Raw genomic sequence first — 17,332 nt, forward strand, 5'->3', positions numbered from 1 at the left:
CACTTCAGGTGCCTGTTTTTATATCTTCTTTAAAAATCGCTGTTGGGGTCTTAATGCTCGACTCATTTACGCTTTATTTTGCCAGTATCGCTGTTATGACAGTGATGACGTTACTGAACTTTTTAACTTGGCGTACCAATAAGCATGTCCCCGGCACGTTACTTTATATCTCCTACCCTTTACTACTATTAGCCGCCATTGTGGGCTTTGCGCTCATAGGTAAAATCCCTGAAAAGCTTGCCATTACCTTTGCTAATAGCATGATGTTTTTAGCGTCCATTGTGCATTGCTTATCGCTGAGTCAGTTTTTAAATTATCGTGGTCGTGGTTTTAAATTTGTTTGCCTATTTACCGCTGCCAGCGCTTTATTGCTTGTTTACTTCACTTTTTTTCAGCCATCTATGCGCTCACGGGTTTATATTTCTGACTTTCAACATATTGTAGAAGCCGCTTTTTTACTATTTGTTTTTTTTAAATATGCGCGAAAACCTTATCCTAATGCCAGTATTGTTTACATTATTATTTTAACCTTGGTTGCAGCCAGTTTTATCACTCGAACTATTTTTATGGATCGCGTTGCACAACAAGATGCAATATTAAACCCATGGTTTGACTCACTATTATTTTTGAACAGTGTGATTGCCCCTATGTTTTATGCAGCCGGTATGGCTCTATTGTGTAATGAACGCAGAGAATTAAGGCTTAATAAACTTACCGAAAAAGCACACAAAGACTTAGAGATTCGCGGGCTCTTTTTATCAACTATAAGCCATGAAATACGCACCCCATTAAACGGCATTTTAGGCAGCGCACAACTGGTGTTAAACCAAACTAGCGACAGCCGCAATAAAGCTTATTGCGAAGCCATTATCAACTCAGCTGAGTCGCTCAACTTACTAGTAGATAAAGTACTGGAATACGCAAGCTTAGATCAGCATGACGAAGCCTTGTACGAAGAAGACATAGAATTCAAAACTTGGCTACAAAACTTATGCCTGCTGTTAAGTCCTCTGGCCGAACAAAAACAGCTTAAATTTGAGCTTGCCTGTAACATCCCTGATAAAGCCTGTTATTACTGCGACCAACAAAAGCTCAGACAAATCATTATTAATCTTGTTGGTAATGCGATTAAATTTACCGACACCGGCACAGTAAAAGTGCAAATTGATTTAATTAATGAAACTCAGCTCGATCATACTCTTAAAGTAAGCGTACTCGATTCAGGCCCGGGTATTGAAAAAGATGAAATTGATTACTTAACTGAGCCCTACATTCAAAGCAGCGCCGGTAAGGAAAAAGGCGGAACGGGGCTTGGTCTGGCTATAACTAGTCGCCTTCTCGATAAAATAAATAGCCAACTAGAAATCACCAGTGAGCTGGGAGTGGGTAGCGTATTTAGCTTTAACATGACACTAGCAATAGGTGAACTTAGCCTTGTAGAGCAGCGCCATCAAAGTAAGGATTATTTAACCGGACTTGATGTGTTACTTGTTGAAGATTTAGATTTAAACCAAAAAATAGCCGTTGAATTTATGGCTGACGACGAACATAAAATTAAGCTCGCTAAAGATGGCAAAAGTGCGATTGAGTTGATGAAAAAATACCACTTTGATGTGGTGTTACTTGATATGAACTTACCCGATTTAACAGGGCAGCAAGTGCTAAAAACACTCAAGCGAGTGGAGCATAAAAATCAGCGAACTCCGGTGCTGGCCTTTACTGCCAGTTTGAGCCCTGATGAAATAAAAGAATACTTAGCACTGGGTATTAAAGACATTGTTGGCAAGCCATTAAAGCAAGAAAAACTACGCCAAGCATTGAGTGATTCACAGTCAACACAAACAGCTAGCATTGCCGTCGAGCTGATTGATACGTTATACGATGAAACCGCAACAGAGACCTTAACAAGCTCTTTTAGTATTGACGAAGTATCTTCTATTTATAATGAGTTTATCCTATCTGCGCGTAATAAGCTGAGCCGTTGCCAAGCTTTATTAGAGCAAGACCCCGAGCAATGCATTAAGTTATTACATCGCCAAGCCAGCACCGCAATGCAACTTGGTTTTAATAGCTATGGACTGGCACTGAAAAAAATAGAACGACGCTTGCTTGATAAAAAGCCATTAAATAACTCATTAAATGAAGCCAGCACACTGTGGCAACACAGTTTAGAAGCCTATTTAAGGTATGTGCGCCAAGGGCTAGAGTAATACGGTTACGGGCTACCAAGTTTTACGACCGTAACAAATGATCAACCATATTTACTATTTATACTGTTATTTTCTACCGTATACATCATCAAATCGCTCTATGTCACTTTCATCCAATATGGCACCCGTTTGCACTTCAATAACAATTAAGGGTTCGGGCTGATTATTCGCTAAGCTGTGCAGTTGTTTTGCACCAATATAACAAGATTGGTCATGGGTCAGTGTTAAGCCTTGCTGGTCAATACATATATCTGCAGTACCTGAGACAACCACCCAATGCTCGGCACGATGCTGATGACGCTGGGTTGAGAGTTTTTCACCACTTTTTACGGTAATTTTTTTAACTTTAAAGCCGATACTTTCTATTAACGTACGATAATGTCCCCAAGGGCGGTAAACCACCTGATGATGCGCCAGTTTGTCATTTTGCGTAATTGCCAATTGCTTAAGTATTAAAGGCAAGCCTTCAAGCGAATCTTGTTTTGCAATCAAGGTGGCATCATGAGTATGTACAATCGCTAAATCGCTCACACCTAAAGTAGCAATTGTGTGCCCATCTTCGCTAATAACTAGGTTATTAATACTATTCTGTGCAATATGTTGCTGATTTTGACTGTTACCCTGCGAATCCTTTTCTGCAAGCGCAGCCAGTGCAGAAAAACTGCCGACATCGCTCCACTTTAACGCCACAGGCATTACCACTACATTATTGCTGCGCTCTAAAATAGCGTAGTCAATTGAGTCATTTGGGCAAGATTCAAGTGCATGGGCATTTGCTCTGGTAAACGCTAAGTCTTGTTTAAAGTCAGTGGCACTAGCAACACTTTTAGCAATTTTAGGGGCAAAGCGTTCCAGTTCTTTTAGATATGCCGCGGGAGTAAATAAAAACATACCACTATTCCAACTATAACCGCCCTCAGCTAAATAAGTTAATGCAGTTGCTAAATCAGGCTTTTCCTTGAACTGGTCAACTTCAAAGCAACAGGTATCTTTAATGGCTGCGCCCTGTTTTATATAACCATAACCTGTGTGTGGCTCTGTCGGCGTAATTGAAAATGTAACTAATTTACCTTGCTCAGCAAGTTTAATCGCATCGGATAACTGAGCCGTTAATGCGGTAAAGTCTGCAATATGATGATCGGCAGGCATCACCAACAAAGGGCCCGTGATATTATTTTTTAAAGCATAGTGCGCGGCAAGAGCGATAGCTGGTGCGGTATTTTTGCCTTCTGGCTCAAGTACTATGGCATAGGGTTTTGCAAATGCTGCCTGCTCTGCGGCAATAAATCGATGCTGTTCATTACAGACCAAAATAGCGGGATTAAAGCCCTCAGTTGCAACTCGTAATAAGGTACTTTGTAATAACGACTGCTGGTTATTATCATCAAGCAAAGATAAAAACTGCTTTGGCATTGCTTGGCGCGATAGCGGCCAAAGCCGTGTACCAATGCCGCCAGCTAAAATTACCGGTGTAATAAGGGTTGTATTCATAAAGCCGCCAATAAAAATATCAGCGGTTATTTTAGCACTTTATCGGCTGGGCGCTAATTTATACCAATGCAAAAGCATCGGCATCTAAATGTGCCGGAAATTTAGCTCTAAACTCATCAAGCGGCGCTTTATTTAACGTGATTGTTAATAATGCTTGCTGGTCATCATGCGCTTTAATCAGTGGCTCACCTTTAAAGTCATACACTGCGGTTCCACCGCTGTGGTCAATACCATTGCCATCTTCGCCAACCCGGTTTACGCCAACCACGTAGCACAGGTTTTCCATTGCTCGCGCCATTAATAAAGTGTCCCACACATTACGCCTTGCCGCAGGCCAGTTGGCAATATTAATCATCACGTCGTAGTCATTGTTATTGCGCTGAAACACCGGAAAACGTAAATCGTAGCAAACTTGCGGTAAAATTTTAAACCCATTGAGCTCAAACACTTTACGGGTTTGTCCTGGCACTACAAATTCACCCTCGTTACCCAAACAAAATAAGTGGCGCTTATCGTAATAGCTCACTTCTCCATTTGGTTGTACCCAATAAAACCGGTTGGCCTTTTTGTCTCCTTGGGTTACCAATACTGAGCCTGCAATCACTGCATTATGTTGTTTAGCTTGTGTTTTAAGCCAACTCAGTACTGAGCCATTTTCAGCCTCACCACAATCAAGGTTAACCGCAAATCCAGTGGCAAAGGTTTCGGGCAATACAATTAAATCTGGTTTATTGGTGATGTTGGCAAGTTGTTGTTCAAACATAGCTAAATTGGCTTTTTTATCGAGCCAATGCAATGAGTTTTGTAATAGTGCTAAAGTTAAAGTTGACATAAAATCTGCGCCGCCTCTATTAGGATTTGATCGTTTTAAGCAAAACATAAACGAATAACTTTATCGCCATTAGGCTGCTTGTATTGCATATCCATCGATTACCACAACAGTGGTCTCATTTAGAAACCTTAAGCATTCCTATTTTTGATAACGGCCATGATATTGACCGTTTAAGCTTATTAGTTAGCGATCACCATTTGCACTCACCGATTAAATTTGGTGTATTAATTCGCGATCATGGCTTATATGCAGTTGGCAAAAATATTGCTGAAGTGCGTCGCCACCTAGAAGCACTAGAGTTTTTGTTTAGCTGCGAATTAGAGCGATTAAAAATCACCGGCATTCGAGCGAGCAATACACCTCATCATCGATAACTAACAAGCAAGTATTTAATGGTAATGCTCGTACATTTTATCTAGCGGCTCAGAAAGGCCACTTTCTTGTACTATACGTACATGTTTGCGTTTTAATTCGCGAGCACTGGTAACGCCACAAGAATGTGCAATAAGCCCCGCACCGTAATGGATGTATTTATTATAATTTGCAACTCGCTGCGCTTTATCTTCAACATTCAAACCACGTTGTAAACGTTCATTATGCGTAGTAATTCCTGTTGGGCAAGTATCTTTATTACATTGCATAGCCTGAATGCAGCCTAGTGCAAACATATGCCCTCGGGCAGAAACTACAAAGTCGGCTCCTAGTGCTAATGCCCATGCGACTTTGGAAGGCACAATTAATTTACCCGAAACAATAATTTTAACTCGCTCTCTAAGACCATGTTTCTTTAATAGCTGTATAACTAAAGGGAGGCTTTCTTTAAGCGGTAACCCTACAGAATCTAATAAAGATTGTGGTGCTGCGCCGGTACCGCCATCCGCACTATCAATAGTAATAAAGTCGGGCGCGGACTCAATACCACGATGATTAATCTCGGCGAATAAACTTTCTAACCAAGTATGTTCACCAATAACCGCTTTAAAGCCTGTTGGTTTACCCGTTGCAGTTCTGATGGTGGTAAGCATGTCTAGAATATCGCTTGGATTTTTTATCTCTGGGTGCCCATTTGGGCTAATAGAATCCTGCCCTTCGGGTATGCCTCTTATTTTGGCAATTTCAGCATTCACTTTTCGCCCAGGTAACATGCCGCCTTTTCCGGGCTTAGCTCCTTGGCTCATTTTCAGTTCAAACATTTTAACTGCTGGATGCGCAGCAACGGCTTTTAGCTTTTCTGTACTTAAATTTCCCTGCTCGTCGCGTACACCGTATTTTGCGGTGCCAATTTGAAATACAATATCGGCGCCACCTTCTAAGTGATACGGACTAAGGCCGCCTTCCCCCGTGTTCATCCAACATCCTGCTAATTTTGCCCCCTTCGATAGTGCACGTACAGCCGGGCTGGATAGCGCACCAAAGCTCATGCCCGATATATTAAATAGCGAATTTGTGGTGTAAGGAAATTTACAGTAAGGGCCAAGCGTTATGTTGCTCGGCGCTAAGGCTTCTTCATCTAAGGTAGGAAACGCACAGTTCATAAACATGACTGTGCCTGTGGCCTCTAAACTTTGAGTTGAACCAAAAGCGGCCGTGTGATCAACATCTTTAGCCGCGCGGTAGACCCAACTGCGCTCGGCGCGATTAAAGGGCATTTCTTCACGATCGAGGGCAAAAAAATACTGTCTAAAAAACTCACCTTGGCGCTCAAAGAAATAACGAAAACGTCCAATCACGGGATAATTACGCCTAATAGCATGCTTTGTTTGCGTAACATCTCGAATATAAAAAATAGCAATTAATACAACCAGCAATCCCAATGCAACAATAAATAGGCTGGCAAACACATCGATACTGAACATTATAAACTGACTCATTACTTATCCTTAAATGCTAAAAAAGCGTGATGCCATCAAATAACACCACACTTTTATAGTTTCAAAATAATGCGCTTTTAGCTATCTGTTTTTGCTAACTCTGCTTGTATATACAAACGTATTTGTTGCTCAAGCACCGACAAAGGTACTGAGCCATGGCGCAATATTTGATGATGAAACTCACGAATATCAAATTGCTGACCTAATGCTTGCTCAGCCTCTGCGCGCAGACGTTTAATTGTTAACTCACCAATTTTGTAAGACAGCGCTTGTGCTGGCCACGAAATATAACGGTCGGTTTCCGTTTTTACATTATGTAATGAAAGTGCCGTATTATCAGCCATAAAGTTCATTGCACGCTCTCGACTCCAGCCATACATATGCATCCCCGTATCAACCACTAAACGTGCAGCACGCCACATTTCGTAGGTTAAACGACCAAAGTTGCTATATGGGTCTTGATAAAAACCAGCCTCAACCCCTAAGTACTCTGAATATAACCCCCAGCCTTCACCAAATGCTGATAAATAGGCATCTCGGCGATAGCTAGGTAAGCTTTCAAGCTCTGCATTGAGTGATATTTGTAAATGATGGCCCGGTACGGCTTCGTGCAGCGTTAACGCTTCTAAAGCATAGAGTGGTCGTTTATCTAAAGCGTACGTGTTTACCCAATAAAAACCGGCTTGATCATCACGGCTCGAACCTGAATAGCGCCCAGTAGTGTACTTAGGTGCAATATTGGCGGGCACCGGCGCTACGCCATAGGGTTTGCGTGGTAAGGTATGAAATAATTTAGGTAACTGTGCATCCATTTTTTTGGCAATGTACGCGGCCTCTTTTAATAATTGTTCAGGCGTTGTGGCGTAAAACTGCGGATCAGTACGTAAAAAGTGGATAAATTCTGCAAACGTGCCCTTAAAACCCACCTCTTTGATGACCGCTTCCATTTCACTGCGAATACGCGCCACCTCAGCTAAACCCAGCTCATGGATTTCTTTTGGGGTCATTTGTGTCGTGGTGTAATACTTAGCACGATTTGCATAAAAGGCTTCGCCATTAGGAGTTGACGAAATACCAATATCACTGCGCGCGCCAGGTAAGTATTCAGTATTAAAAAAAGTTAAGTAATCTTTATAGGCTTTAATAACTTGGCTGCTAATAATTGCTTTAGCTTGTTGTTGTAACGCTGCAAATGCACTATCACTTAAGCCAGCGGTATTGTTTAAAAACGGCTTGTAAAATTCAGACTGTGTTACATCGTCAACAATGTAGGCAGTAATAGAGTCTTGGTAGCCAATTAATACCGCTTTGGGTTGAGTTAAACCAACTTCTAATCCTTTACGCATCCAGCCTATGTTTTGCTCAAAAAAGCGCGGCACTTGCTGTAATCGCTTTAGGTAGTTTTGATAATCTTGTGCAGTTTTATAATCCGAGCTATTAACAATAAACGATAGGCTTGAATGAAAGCCATACTCTGACGTTAAAGGCATGTAGTGTGCGTTAAATACATATTCATCAACACTATTTTGCACTTGCGCTCGAATAATACTGTAGTTAATTTGGTTTTCGTCACTCAGCTTGCTCATATCTATTGCATCTAAATCAGCCAATAACTGCGTGTTTTTTTGATACTGCTGCGCTAAAAAGTCAGCTGATAAGTTAGGAAGTAAATAGCCATCAACACCCTCAGGATTACTGTACGGACTTACATTTTGGCGATGTTTTACGATATTTTCGGCCGTTTGCGTAAATTGCTGATTGGCGTTAATTGTAGTTAGCTGACACGCGCTTAATGAACACATTAAGGTGACACTTAATAAGGAAAGACGCATTTTTTTTGAAAGAGATAAATTCATAGTTATTGAGCTTAGTGACGTTACAGATGTGATAAACCTATCGTAGCCTAAATAAATAGCAAATAAATATACGACCAATTGCGAAAATATACGGTAGTAATCATTTTATTAACTTAAGTTAATACTTAACAATTAGAGTAATTGCTCAAAAAAACAACGGTTATTGAAATTATAGCGCCATTTTAGCCAACTACGACTCATTTTACTTTTAAATAACAGATATAATGATTATTGTATCTGTGCTTGGAAGCAAATTGCCTCATTGGACGAGTTTTATAAATCAGCATTTATGCGTATTTGGTTGGTAATTGCAAATGATGTTCCATGATTCCATGGCTATAGCACAAGAAAAAATGACAAAAGTATGTATGTTTTTAGAGCATCATGTTTTGCCTCCTACCCCCTTAAATTTTCAAGTTGTGTATACATACATTAGTAAAATCCATTTTGCGCTTAACAATGCTATTGATGAAGCCATAGATGCCCAACAAAATATTGATGAGCTATTTATTGAGCAACTCTATTTTGAATATTTAAATCAGGGTCATAAAACCGAAGTAGCAATGATTGAAAACGTCAATGGCGTGATCAACTCACTATCGCGAAATGCACAGCAAACCGAAAAAAAACTTAACGATTTCGCAGGTCATGTTAATGACTGCTTACATTCTTTAGATGAAAATAATATTGCTAATAGCCGCATCGCCTTAGAAAGACTTAATGAGCAAACGCAGTTACTGTTCTCGCAACAAGCGCAATTTAAACAAGACCTAAGTCAGGCAAAAAAACTACACGAAACAACTAAAAAACAACTCAATACCTTGCGCAAACAACATGTCATTGATCCGCAAACAGGCTTATACAAACGCCATTATTTAACTAAGCAAACACAATTATGGCTAAAACAAGACAAGTCAATTTCAGCAATTGCCATTCAAATTGATAATTTAGAGCATTTTATTAATAACTTTGGTGATGCAATTGGCGAAGTGATTTTAAATAAAGTAGCTAAGCAAGTTCAAAAGTATGTTTCGCAAAGTGGCTTAGCCGGGCGCTCTGCAAAAGACCAATTTATCGTTCTACTTGCTAACATTGAGCCCGAAACAGCTAAATTGATTGCAGAGAAAGTAATAGCTGGGGTCGAAAAGCTACGTTTTATCAGTTCAAAAAGCGATTTAAAACTCCCTCCCATTTCTCTCTCATTAGGGATTACGGAACAACAAGGCGACTTTAACCAACTAGTTAAAAGTGCCTCAAACGCGGCGTTTAAATCACGTGCATCTCAATAGCAAAGCACACTGTTCACACAATAAATTAGCTGATAAATCATATTCAAATTGCACCCTTGGTGCACAATCAAGTACACTAGTCTCTATTACCACGATAGAGATTAATCATGAACGAGAACCCTGAAAAGACCACGCATTTTGGCTATAAAACTGTTGCCGAAACCGAAAAAGCTTCTATGGTTGCTGATGTATTTCATTCTGTTGCGACAAAGTACGATGTTATGAATGATCTCATGTCTTTTGGTATTCATCGTTTATGGAAACGTCAAACAATTGCCAGCTCAGGTATTCGTAAAGGTCATCATGTATTAGATTTAGCCGGCGGTACTGGCGATTTAACTGCAAAGTTTAGCCAGCTTGTTGGCGAAACCGGTCAGGTTGTTTTAGGTGATATAAACTCTTCAATGTTAAAAGTAGGCCGCGAAAAGCTGCATAACTTAGGCCTTGTAGGCAACATTGATTACGTACAAATGAATGCTGAAGCCTTACCTTTCCCTGATAATAGTTTTGATTTAATTACGATTGCTTTTGGCTTACGTAACGTGACGGATCAAAATAAAGCATTGCGCTCTATGTACCGCATTTTAAAACCAGGGGGTCGTTTACTCATTCTTGAGTTTTCAAAACCAGAGCAAGAGCTTCTCAGCAAGGCGTATGATTTTTACTCTTTCAACATCTTACCTACTATGGGTAAACTAGTTGCTAACGACAGTGAATCATACCAATACTTAGCAGAGTCAATTCGTATGCACCCAGATCAAGAAACCCTTAAAGCGATGATGGTCGAAGCAGGGTTTGAGCAAGCGACTTATCAAAATCTAACTGGTGGCATTGTTGCCCTGCATCGTGGATTTAAATACTAAGGTTAGTAACTTATGGCGCTTGAAGAACACAGTAAAGAACAACCGGCTGCAGGCAGTTTTTTTATGCTACCGAGCTTTGTACTTTCGCTTATTGAGCAAGTATTAAATCAAGCACTTAAACTCGATCCGAGCTTACTCGATAAACTAAAAACGGTAGAGCATCAGCGCTTATTAGTTGAGGTTAGAGACTGGCAGCAAAAAATAACCATTACTTATGCCAATCAGCAGCTACATCTTTACACTGCATTCGAACATGCTGACGCTGATTGTATGATCAGCGCCAATATAGATACGTTGTTAGCACTGAAAAACCCAGCCATGCTGACTCAACTTATTCGCCAAGATAAGCTTGATTTACAAGGTGATTTAAACATAGCCCAAAGCTATAGTTCAGCTTTTTCAAGTGTAGATATTGATTGGCCAGAGCAACTAGCCAAGCATATTGGCGACGCGCCTGCACAACAACTTTATTTGCACTTGCAGTCGCTTAAGCAGCAAGGTAAAAAAGCAAAGTCTCAGCTCGACAGTACTTTTATTAGTGTGTGCCAAGACGAACTGGCAATCACCATTCACCCATTAGAGCTTGAGCAATTTAAACAACAAAATAGAGCACTAAAAGGCCAAGTTGCCGCCATTGAGCAACGTATTAACGCCCTAATTAAAGCCCTTTAACGCGCTAAGGATTTTTTGTGTCAACTGCCCGACTGTATTACATAACTAAAACCCTGCTTAGCTTCGGACTTGATGAGCTTATACCTAAACACAAAGTACCCTGGTTTGCTAAAATCGCACGTGGCAGCTTGTTTTGGTTACGCAATCAACACAAAGATAAACCCCCAGGCTTAAGACTTCGCTTAGCTCTGCAACAACTTGGCCCTGTGTGGATAAAGTTTGGCCAAATGCTCTCAACTCGACGCGACTTATTACCTCATGATATCGCATTGGAGTTAGCCTTTTTACAAGATCAGGTAGAACCGTTTGAAGGTGAATTGGCACAGAAAATCATCGAAACAGCATTAGAAATAGATAATATTAGCCAGCTATTTAGCGACTTTTCACAAACACCTCTGGCATCGGCTTCAATTGCTCAGGTGCATACAGCTACCCTTGTTGATCCTCAAGGTGAACCGCAAGATGTTGTTATTAAAGTTATACGTCCTAATATTGAACAGCAAATAAATGCCGACTTAGCACTAATGGAAAAATTAGCTAAGGTTGTTGGTAAGTTAATTAACGAAGCCAAACGCTTACGCCCTGTAGAAGTGGTTAAAGAGTATAAAAAAACATTACTCGATGAACTTGATTTAATGCGTGAGGGCGCTAATGGTATTCAATTAAAGCGTAACTTTGAAGGTTCAGAATCACTTTATATCCCTGCAGTATACAGTGACTATAGCCGCAGTAATGTTCTGGTTATGGAACGTATTTACGGTATTCCGGTGTCAGATACTGAAGCATTGATGGCACAAAACACCAACATGAAGTTATTAGCAGAGCGCGGAGTAGAGGTATTTTTTACCCAAGTGTTTCGCGACAGTTTTTTTCATGCGGATATGCATCCAGGCAATATTTTTGTCTCCCGCGAACACCCGCACAACCCTAAATATATTGGTATTGATTGCGGTATTGTGGGAACACTCAATAAAGAAGATAAACGCTATTTAGCTGAAAATTTCATTGCCTTTTTTAACCGCGACTACCGTCAGGTAGCACAGCTACATGTTGATTCAGGCTGGGTACCACCTGATACCAGCATTGAAGAGTTTGAATTTGCTATTCGCACCGTTTGCGAACCTATTTTTAATAAACCACTGGCTGAAATATCATTTGGTCATGTATTGGTTAACTTATTTAATACCGCACGTCGTTTTAATATGCAGGTTCAACCACAGCTCGTATTACTACAAAAAACTTTGTTATATGTTGAGGGCTTAGGTCGCCAGCTATATCCACAACTGGATTTATGGAAAACAGCAAAGCCATTTTTAGAAGACTGGGTTAAACAACAAGTTGGTCCGCTGTCTGTGCTAAAGCAAATGTATGCAAACTTACCGTTTTGGGCAGAAAAAATGCCTGAACTACCCGATTTAATTTATCAAAATTTAAAGCGAGCACCACACTCTCACGTACCTGCAGTTAAAGTTTCACATAAACCATTGGTTTTAGGGTTGTTTAGTAGTGCAGCGATGATTGTCTCAGCTTTATTTTATTTACAACACAACTTAATCGCTGCTGGCGTTGTCTTAAGTTGTGCTGTTATTGGCTTTATAGCGGCTTGGCGCTGCGCATAAACTAAGTGCTATTTGCCGCTTTGGGCGTATAATCAGCACTTAACCTTATTATTTTATGGCTTAAAAGCAGGAGAAAACCATGGGTTTTGGTGGTATTAGTATTTGGCAATTATTAATTGTACTTGCAATCATTGTACTTTTATTCGGTACGAAGAAACTACGCGGTATAGGTGGTGATTTAGGTGGCGCAGTAAAAGGCTTTAAAAAAGCCATGTCTGATGACCAAAATACTGAGAAACAAGCCAGCGAAGATAAAGCGGAACAGATACAAAATTCAGCAGAGTCAAAACCTGCCGATATAAATACAACTGACAAAACCAAAGACAACAACAAGGTTTAACCAGCATGGGAATGTGGGAGCTTGTTGTGGTATTTATTGTCGGCTTGGTGGTACTTGGACCAGAACGCTTACCTGTTGCTATTAGAACCGTAAGCCGCTGGGTAAAAACAGCCAAAGCAATGGCTAACTCAGTAAAAGCGGAAGTAAGTGAAGAGCTGCGTGTAAACGAGTTACATGAAAACCTAAAAAAAGCAGAGCAACAAGGTCTTAAAGATTTAAGCCCTGACCTACAAAACTCTGTTTCTGAGCTGCAACAAGCAGCGCAATCAGTTACTCACAGCTATAAAAAAGATCAAAGCCAAGCCACTAATAACCAATCAACAGATGACTCTAAGTAATTATGGCACTCTCTTTTTTCATGCGCTTAATGCAGGGTATAGAAAACAATGACTGAAGAAGTAAAGTCAGGGTTTGTCGCTCATTTAATCGAATTACGTGACCGGCTGATAAAATCACTATTAAGTATTTTAGTGATATTTATTGGTTTGGTTTACTTTGCAAACGATATTTATACGTTTGTGGCGGCTCCTTTAGTCGCTCATTTACCTAGTACTGCCACTATGATAGCAACAGATGTCACCGCGCCATTTTTTGCCCCCTTTAAACTTACGTTGTTTGTTGCTTTATTTGCTGCGATCCCTTGGATTTTACATCAAATTTGGGGATTTATAGCCCCCGGTTTATATCAGCACGAAAAGAAAATGCTCATGCCCATATTAGCTTCCAGTATTTTCTTATTCTATGGTGGCATAGCTTTTTGCTACTTTGTAGTACTGCCAATTATTTTAGGGTTTTTCACCAGTGCAGGTCCTCAAATGATGACCCTAGCACCGGATATCAGTAGCTATTTAGGCTTTGTACTTAAGCTATTTTTTGCTTTTGGTATTGCATTTGAAATCCCAGTTGCGATTATGTTGCTTTGTTGGAGTGGTGCAACAACCACACAAAGTCTAAAAGAGAAACGCCCTTATATAGTGGTCGGTGTATTTGTTGTGGCGATGTTTTTAACGCCACCCGATGTGCTATCACAAACCTTATTAGCATTGCCTATGCTGCTTTTATTTGAGCTTGGCTTAATTTTAGCTAAATTTTATACCGCAAAACCACAACAAGAATCTGAGGAATAATATGAATAAGCATTTACTTTCTTTACTCGCTTTAGCAAGTGTACCGGTTTTAGCCGCAACTCCTATTAATGAGCAAGCGTTACAAGCCTGTAGTTTTATTGAAAACGATTTTAATCGTTTACTATGTTACGACAACACTATCGCGGGAAAATCACTCACTCAACCAGCGCATAAACAACCACAACAATCTGTTAAAGCTAATGTAAAAGCTGACACGGCTGTCGCAACAGCACCTGTGGCTGCCAAGGCAAAAGAGTTTGGTTTAGAGCATAAAAACATTACTAAGAATACTGAAGAAACAATTTCATCAACAATAGCTAATGTTAAAAAAGCCCCTTATGGTGAGCTAATTATTACCTTAGAAAATAATCAGCAATGGCGTCAAATTGGTTCAGATAGATTAAGTCTAGACAAAGGTGACACTGTTACTATTAGCCGTGGCGTATTCAACTCTTTTTTACTTAAAAAAGCAGATCAAAACCGCTCAATTCGTGTAAAACGTACTCAGTAATGCAATACACGTTAATTGATGCTGGCGTAAATTTAACTAATCATCAATTTGATGGTCAGCATCAAGAGGTGCTCGCGCGGGCAAAAGAGGTCGGCGTTAAGCATATGCTAATTATTGGCTGCGATATAAGTTCAAGTGAGGAGTCATTTATACTTGCTGCACGCTATGGTCAATATGCTAGCGCTGGTATTCACCCTCATGATGCAAAAACAGCAACCTCTGAACTTGAACAACAGCTCACTAAACTCGCACAAAATGAGCAAGTTATTGCAATTGGTGAATGCGGACTAGATTACAATCGTGACTTTTCTCCAAGAGATGTGCAGCGTGATGTGTTTCGTCGTCAGCTCGCATTAGCTGAAAAGCTAAATCTGCCAGTTTACTTACATGAACGTGATGCCAGTGACGACATGCTTGCTATTTTAAATGAGTTTACTGTTCGCGGTGTACTGCACTGTTTTACTGGTGATGCACAAGCACTTGCAGGTTACTTAAACCTGGGTCTTTATATTGGTATTACCGGCTGGGTATGTGACGAACGACGCGGCAAAGAATTACAACAACTGATCCCTAGCATTCCCATTGAGCGTTTATTAATTGAAACCGATGCACCCTTTTTAATCCCTCGCACTGTCAAACCTAAGCCAAAATCAAGACGTAATGAGCCAGCATTGCTGCATTATGTTTGTGATACACTTGCTCAGCTTTATGGTGTTTCTGCTTGTGAAGTGGCAAAACATACGAGCGACAACTTTAACCGCTTATTTGGATTAGAGAAAAAATAATGCGAACCTTTTGCGCTTTGCTGGTATTCATTATGGTGTTTTATGCATCCTGTTTTCCTGCAAGTGCAATCGAGATAAATAGCGAATTTAATTCAAAAAAAATAGAAGATATTCATTATTCGTTTGCTCCTACCTCATTAGAAGATGCACGACAAAGTAATTTACAAGAATGGCTGCTACTTAATAATAAGCCACTTAATTTAGGCCTTGAGTCTCGACCTGTATGGATTCAATTTAAAATTAAAAATCAGTTATCGCAGCCGCTAATGCCCTTACTGTCACTAGACAACCCTCTTTTGAATGACGTTTCCCTTGCTCACTTTATGGGTGATAAACTACTCACATCAACTCATATAGGTGATACGCTTGCGCTTTCGCAAAGAGTAATCAAGAGTGAGTCTTTACTAGTCAAGTTAACTCTTCCCGCTAACAGTGAAACTACTGTGTACCTTAAAGTTAATAATGATTCAGGTATTGGGCTGCGCGTACCATTAACACTGTGGCAGCAAGACTCGTTACTAGCTTATAAAAGTATGGTGAATTTACTTTATGGATTACTAATTGGCTTTATTTTTTCTTTAGCGGTGAGTAGTCTGGTTTTATTTGCTTTTTCACGTAAACATTATTTTGCTTACGCTGGTTTAATTACGTTAATGCTCGGCTTCTTTTTAGCTTACTTAGGCGGATTTGGATTTCGTTATGCACCCTCAAACATAGCAGACCTACAACAGTTAATGCTGCCTATTTTGCTGATGCTGATCACGATATCGTTTCTTCCTTTACAGCGCCATGTTTGCACCGCTATTGAGTCTAATTTAGTAAAAGGGCAAACAATAATTACCGCACTATACGCATTAATTATTTTACTTATTTGGTTGCTTCCTACTCCCAGCGTAGCTTTATTTGCTATTTTGAGCATCCCTGTAATTTTAATTTATCATGTTGTCACAACGTTATTTTATTTACGTAAAAATCCCACTAGCCCCAATAAATCGCTCTTAATGGCACTTGGGTTCTTTTTAATTGTGGTTATTCATTTTTCCATTGCGTTAACAGGCTTCTACACTGTTACAAGAGCGAGCTTAATGCTCACCTTTGCAGCGTCTTTAGGTTGCTCATTTTGTCTAAGCTATACCGTCATAAAATTGTTTATATTGCAACGCGATGAGCAAGTAACAGCACAGCAAGCATTGATTGCACAAAGCGCCGCACAAGATGCGCTATTAAATGAGCGGATCGAATTACAAGAGCGCACCCGCCAAGAGCTTGAAAGCCAAGTAGATGAACGCACCTTTGAATTACAAGTCACACTTAGAGAGCTTGAAGATAAAAACCATGAACTTGAACAACTCAATATGGAAGATGCGCTAACTGGCATTAAAAATAGACGTTTTTTTGATAAAAAGTTACTTATGGAAATTCGTCGTTCGCGCCGTGAACAAACACCATTGAGTATTATTATGCTAGATATCGACAAATTTAAATCAATTAACGATAACTATGGCCACTTAACCGGCGATCAAGTTATCAGGGCGGTATCTGATACCATTAAACAACAGCTTAAGCGCCCACTTGACGAAGTAGCGCGTTATGGTGGTGAAGAATTTGTCATTTTACTACCTAATACTGATAACCCAGGTGCACTGATCATTGCAGAGCAAACACGCCTAGCAATAGCAAATAATACTGTAAATGTAGCAGGTACAATTATCGACTTTACCATTAGTGCCGGTGTTTATACCCAAATTGCCGATGACATTCATAACCCTGAACTATTTACTGATTATGCCGATAAGGCACTCTATTTAGCAAAACAACATGGCCGCAATCAAGTGGTTAATTTTTCAATCCCACAGTAGGAGCGTA

15 protein-coding genes and 1 pseudogene are annotated in these 17,332 nt (G+C 40.0%); 12 read left to right on the plus strand and 4 right to left on the minus strand.

Going from position 1 to position 17,332, the window contains the following annotated elements; translation table 11 throughout:
• Positions 1-53: 53 nt before the first annotated feature.
• Positions 54-2,210: a response regulator gene (locus tag FLM47_RS15015; RefSeq protein WP_138609558.1), complete on the plus strand. Its 2,157-nt coding sequence runs from the start codon at positions 54-56 to the stop codon at positions 2,208-2,210.
• 66 nt (positions 2,211-2,276) lie between these two features.
• On the opposite strand, the gene FLM47_RS15020 is transcribed toward FLM47_RS15015, so the two are convergent.
• Together FLM47_RS15020 and FLM47_RS15025 are read right to left on the minus strand one after the other, a co-directional pair.
• Entirely contained in the window at positions 2,277-3,701 is a 1,425-nt protein-coding gene (locus FLM47_RS15020) for a mannose-1-phosphate guanylyltransferase/mannose-6-phosphate isomerase (protein ID WP_178956761.1), read from the minus strand.
• Positions 3,702-3,759: 58 nt separating this feature from the next.
• Positions 3,760-4,533, minus strand: a complete 774-nt coding sequence (locus FLM47_RS15025) for an amidohydrolase (RefSeq protein ID WP_178956762.1) — start codon at positions 4,531-4,533, stop codon at positions 3,760-3,762.
• A gap of 113 nt (positions 4,534-4,646) precedes the next feature.
• Here FLM47_RS15025 and FLM47_RS15030 point away from each other — a divergent pair.
• A pseudogene (locus FLM47_RS15030) lies at positions 4,647-4,907 on the plus strand (class II aldolase/adducin family protein); the annotation flags it as partial.
• A gap of 15 nt (positions 4,908-4,922) precedes the next feature.
• On the opposite strand, the gene FLM47_RS15035 reads toward FLM47_RS15030, so the two are convergent.
• The gene (locus FLM47_RS15035) at positions 4,923-6,404 is read right to left on the minus strand and encodes an FMN-binding glutamate synthase family protein (protein ID WP_178956763.1); all 1,482 of its coding nucleotides are present in this window, start codon (positions 6,402-6,404) and stop codon (positions 4,923-4,925) included.
• A gap of 77 nt (positions 6,405-6,481) precedes the next feature.
• On the minus strand, positions 6,482-8,260 hold the full coding sequence (locus FLM47_RS15040) for a DUF885 family protein (RefSeq protein ID WP_178956764.1): 1,779 nt from the start codon (positions 8,258-8,260) through the stop codon (positions 6,482-6,484).
• A 332-nt stretch (positions 8,261-8,592) separates the two neighbouring features.
• Here FLM47_RS15040 and FLM47_RS15045 point away from each other — a divergent pair, with 332 nt between their 5' ends.
• The 10 genes from FLM47_RS15045 (at position 8,593) to FLM47_RS15090 (ending at position 17,325) form a co-directional block, all read left to right on the plus strand.
• Positions 8,593-9,549, plus strand: coding sequence for a diguanylate cyclase domain-containing protein (locus FLM47_RS15045; RefSeq protein ID WP_178956765.1), 957 nt, complete (start codon positions 8,593-8,595; stop codon positions 9,547-9,549).
• Between the two features lie 107 nt (positions 9,550-9,656).
• A complete protein-coding gene (ubiE, locus tag FLM47_RS15050) occupies positions 9,657-10,412 on the plus strand; it encodes a bifunctional demethylmenaquinone methyltransferase/2-methoxy-6-polyprenyl-1,4-benzoquinol methylase UbiE (RefSeq protein ID WP_008108541.1) in 756 nt (251 codons plus the stop codon).
• Positions 10,413-10,424: 12 nt separating this feature from the next.
• Positions 10,425-11,084 (plus strand): SCP2 domain-containing protein, encoded by a 660-nt coding sequence (locus FLM47_RS15055; protein ID WP_178956766.1) that lies wholly within the window; start codon positions 10,425-10,427, stop codon positions 11,082-11,084.
• A 17-nt stretch (positions 11,085-11,101) separates the two neighbouring features.
• Positions 11,102-12,703 (plus strand): ubiquinone biosynthesis regulatory protein kinase UbiB, encoded by a 1,602-nt coding sequence (gene ubiB / locus FLM47_RS15060; protein ID WP_178956767.1) that lies wholly within the window; start codon positions 11,102-11,104, stop codon positions 12,701-12,703.
• Between the two features lie 79 nt (positions 12,704-12,782).
• Positions 12,783-13,043, plus strand: a complete 261-nt coding sequence (gene tatA / locus FLM47_RS15065) for a Sec-independent protein translocase subunit TatA (protein WP_178956768.1) — start codon at positions 12,783-12,785, stop codon at positions 13,041-13,043.
• A 5-nt stretch (positions 13,044-13,048) separates the two neighbouring features.
• Positions 13,049-13,381 carry a Sec-independent protein translocase protein TatB gene (gene tatB, locus FLM47_RS15070; protein WP_178956769.1) on the plus strand — a complete coding sequence of 111 codons (333 nt, stop codon included), beginning with the start codon at positions 13,049-13,051 and terminating at the stop codon, positions 13,379-13,381.
• A gap of 48 nt (positions 13,382-13,429) precedes the next feature.
• Complete coding sequence (gene tatC / locus FLM47_RS15075) at positions 13,430-14,170, plus strand: twin-arginine translocase subunit TatC (protein WP_008108549.1); 741 nt, start codon at positions 13,430-13,432, stop codon at positions 14,168-14,170.
• Between the two features lies 1 nt (position 14,171).
• On the plus strand, positions 14,172-14,681 hold the full coding sequence (locus FLM47_RS15080; protein ID WP_138609540.1) for a hypothetical protein: 510 nt from the start codon (positions 14,172-14,174) through the stop codon (positions 14,679-14,681).
• Positions 14,681-15,466 (plus strand): TatD family hydrolase, encoded by a 786-nt coding sequence (locus FLM47_RS15085; RefSeq protein ID WP_178956770.1) that lies wholly within the window; start codon positions 14,681-14,683, stop codon positions 15,464-15,466. The genes FLM47_RS15080 and FLM47_RS15085 overlap by 1 nt, the downstream gene beginning before the upstream one ends.
• Positions 15,466-17,325: a diguanylate cyclase gene (locus tag FLM47_RS15090; RefSeq protein WP_178956771.1), complete on the plus strand. Its 1,860-nt coding sequence runs from the start codon at positions 15,466-15,468 to the stop codon at positions 17,323-17,325. Before FLM47_RS15085 ends, FLM47_RS15090 begins: the two co-directional genes overlap by 1 nt.
• The last annotated feature ends 7 nt before the right edge of the window (positions 17,326-17,332 follow it).

The sequence above is a fragment of the Pseudoalteromonas sp. Scap06 genome, assembly GCF_013394165.1.
Classification (GTDB): domain Bacteria; phylum Pseudomonadota; class Gammaproteobacteria; order Enterobacterales; family Alteromonadaceae; genus Pseudoalteromonas.

Coding starts and splice junctions, on each gene's coding strand:
- FLM47_RS15085 (WP_178956770.1), top strand. CDS start 14,681: ATGCAATACACGTTAATTGATGCTGGCGTAAATTTAACTAATCATCAA.
- FLM47_RS15020 (WP_178956761.1), bottom strand. CDS start 3,701: ATGAATACAACCCTTATTACACCGGTAATTTTAGCTGGCGGCATTGGT.
- tatC (WP_008108549.1), top strand. CDS start 13,430: ATGACTGAAGAAGTAAAGTCAGGGTTTGTCGCTCATTTAATCGAATTA.
- FLM47_RS15015 (WP_138609558.1), top strand. CDS start 54: ATGCTCGACTCATTTACGCTTTATTTTGCCAGTATCGCTGTTATGACA.
- tatA (WP_178956768.1), top strand. CDS start 12,783: ATGGGTTTTGGTGGTATTAGTATTTGGCAATTATTAATTGTACTTGCA.
- FLM47_RS15080 (WP_138609540.1), top strand. CDS start 14,172: ATGAATAAGCATTTACTTTCTTTACTCGCTTTAGCAAGTGTACCGGTT.
- FLM47_RS15035 (WP_178956763.1), bottom strand. CDS start 6,404: ATGAGTCAGTTTATAATGTTCAGTATCGATGTGTTTGCCAGCCTATTT.
- tatB (WP_178956769.1), top strand. CDS start 13,049: ATGGGAATGTGGGAGCTTGTTGTGGTATTTATTGTCGGCTTGGTGGTA.
- FLM47_RS15045 (WP_178956765.1), top strand. CDS start 8,593: ATGGCTATAGCACAAGAAAAAATGACAAAAGTATGTATGTTTTTAGAG.
- FLM47_RS15025 (WP_178956762.1), bottom strand. CDS start 4,533: ATGTCAACTTTAACTTTAGCACTATTACAAAACTCATTGCATTGGCTC.
- FLM47_RS15090 (WP_178956771.1), top strand. CDS start 15,466: ATGCGAACCTTTTGCGCTTTGCTGGTATTCATTATGGTGTTTTATGCA.
- ubiE (WP_008108541.1), top strand. CDS start 9,657: ATGAACGAGAACCCTGAAAAGACCACGCATTTTGGCTATAAAACTGTT.
- FLM47_RS15055 (WP_178956766.1), top strand. CDS start 10,425: ATGGCGCTTGAAGAACACAGTAAAGAACAACCGGCTGCAGGCAGTTTT.
- FLM47_RS15040 (WP_178956764.1), bottom strand. CDS start 8,260: ATGAATTTATCTCTTTCAAAAAAAATGCGTCTTTCCTTATTAAGTGTC.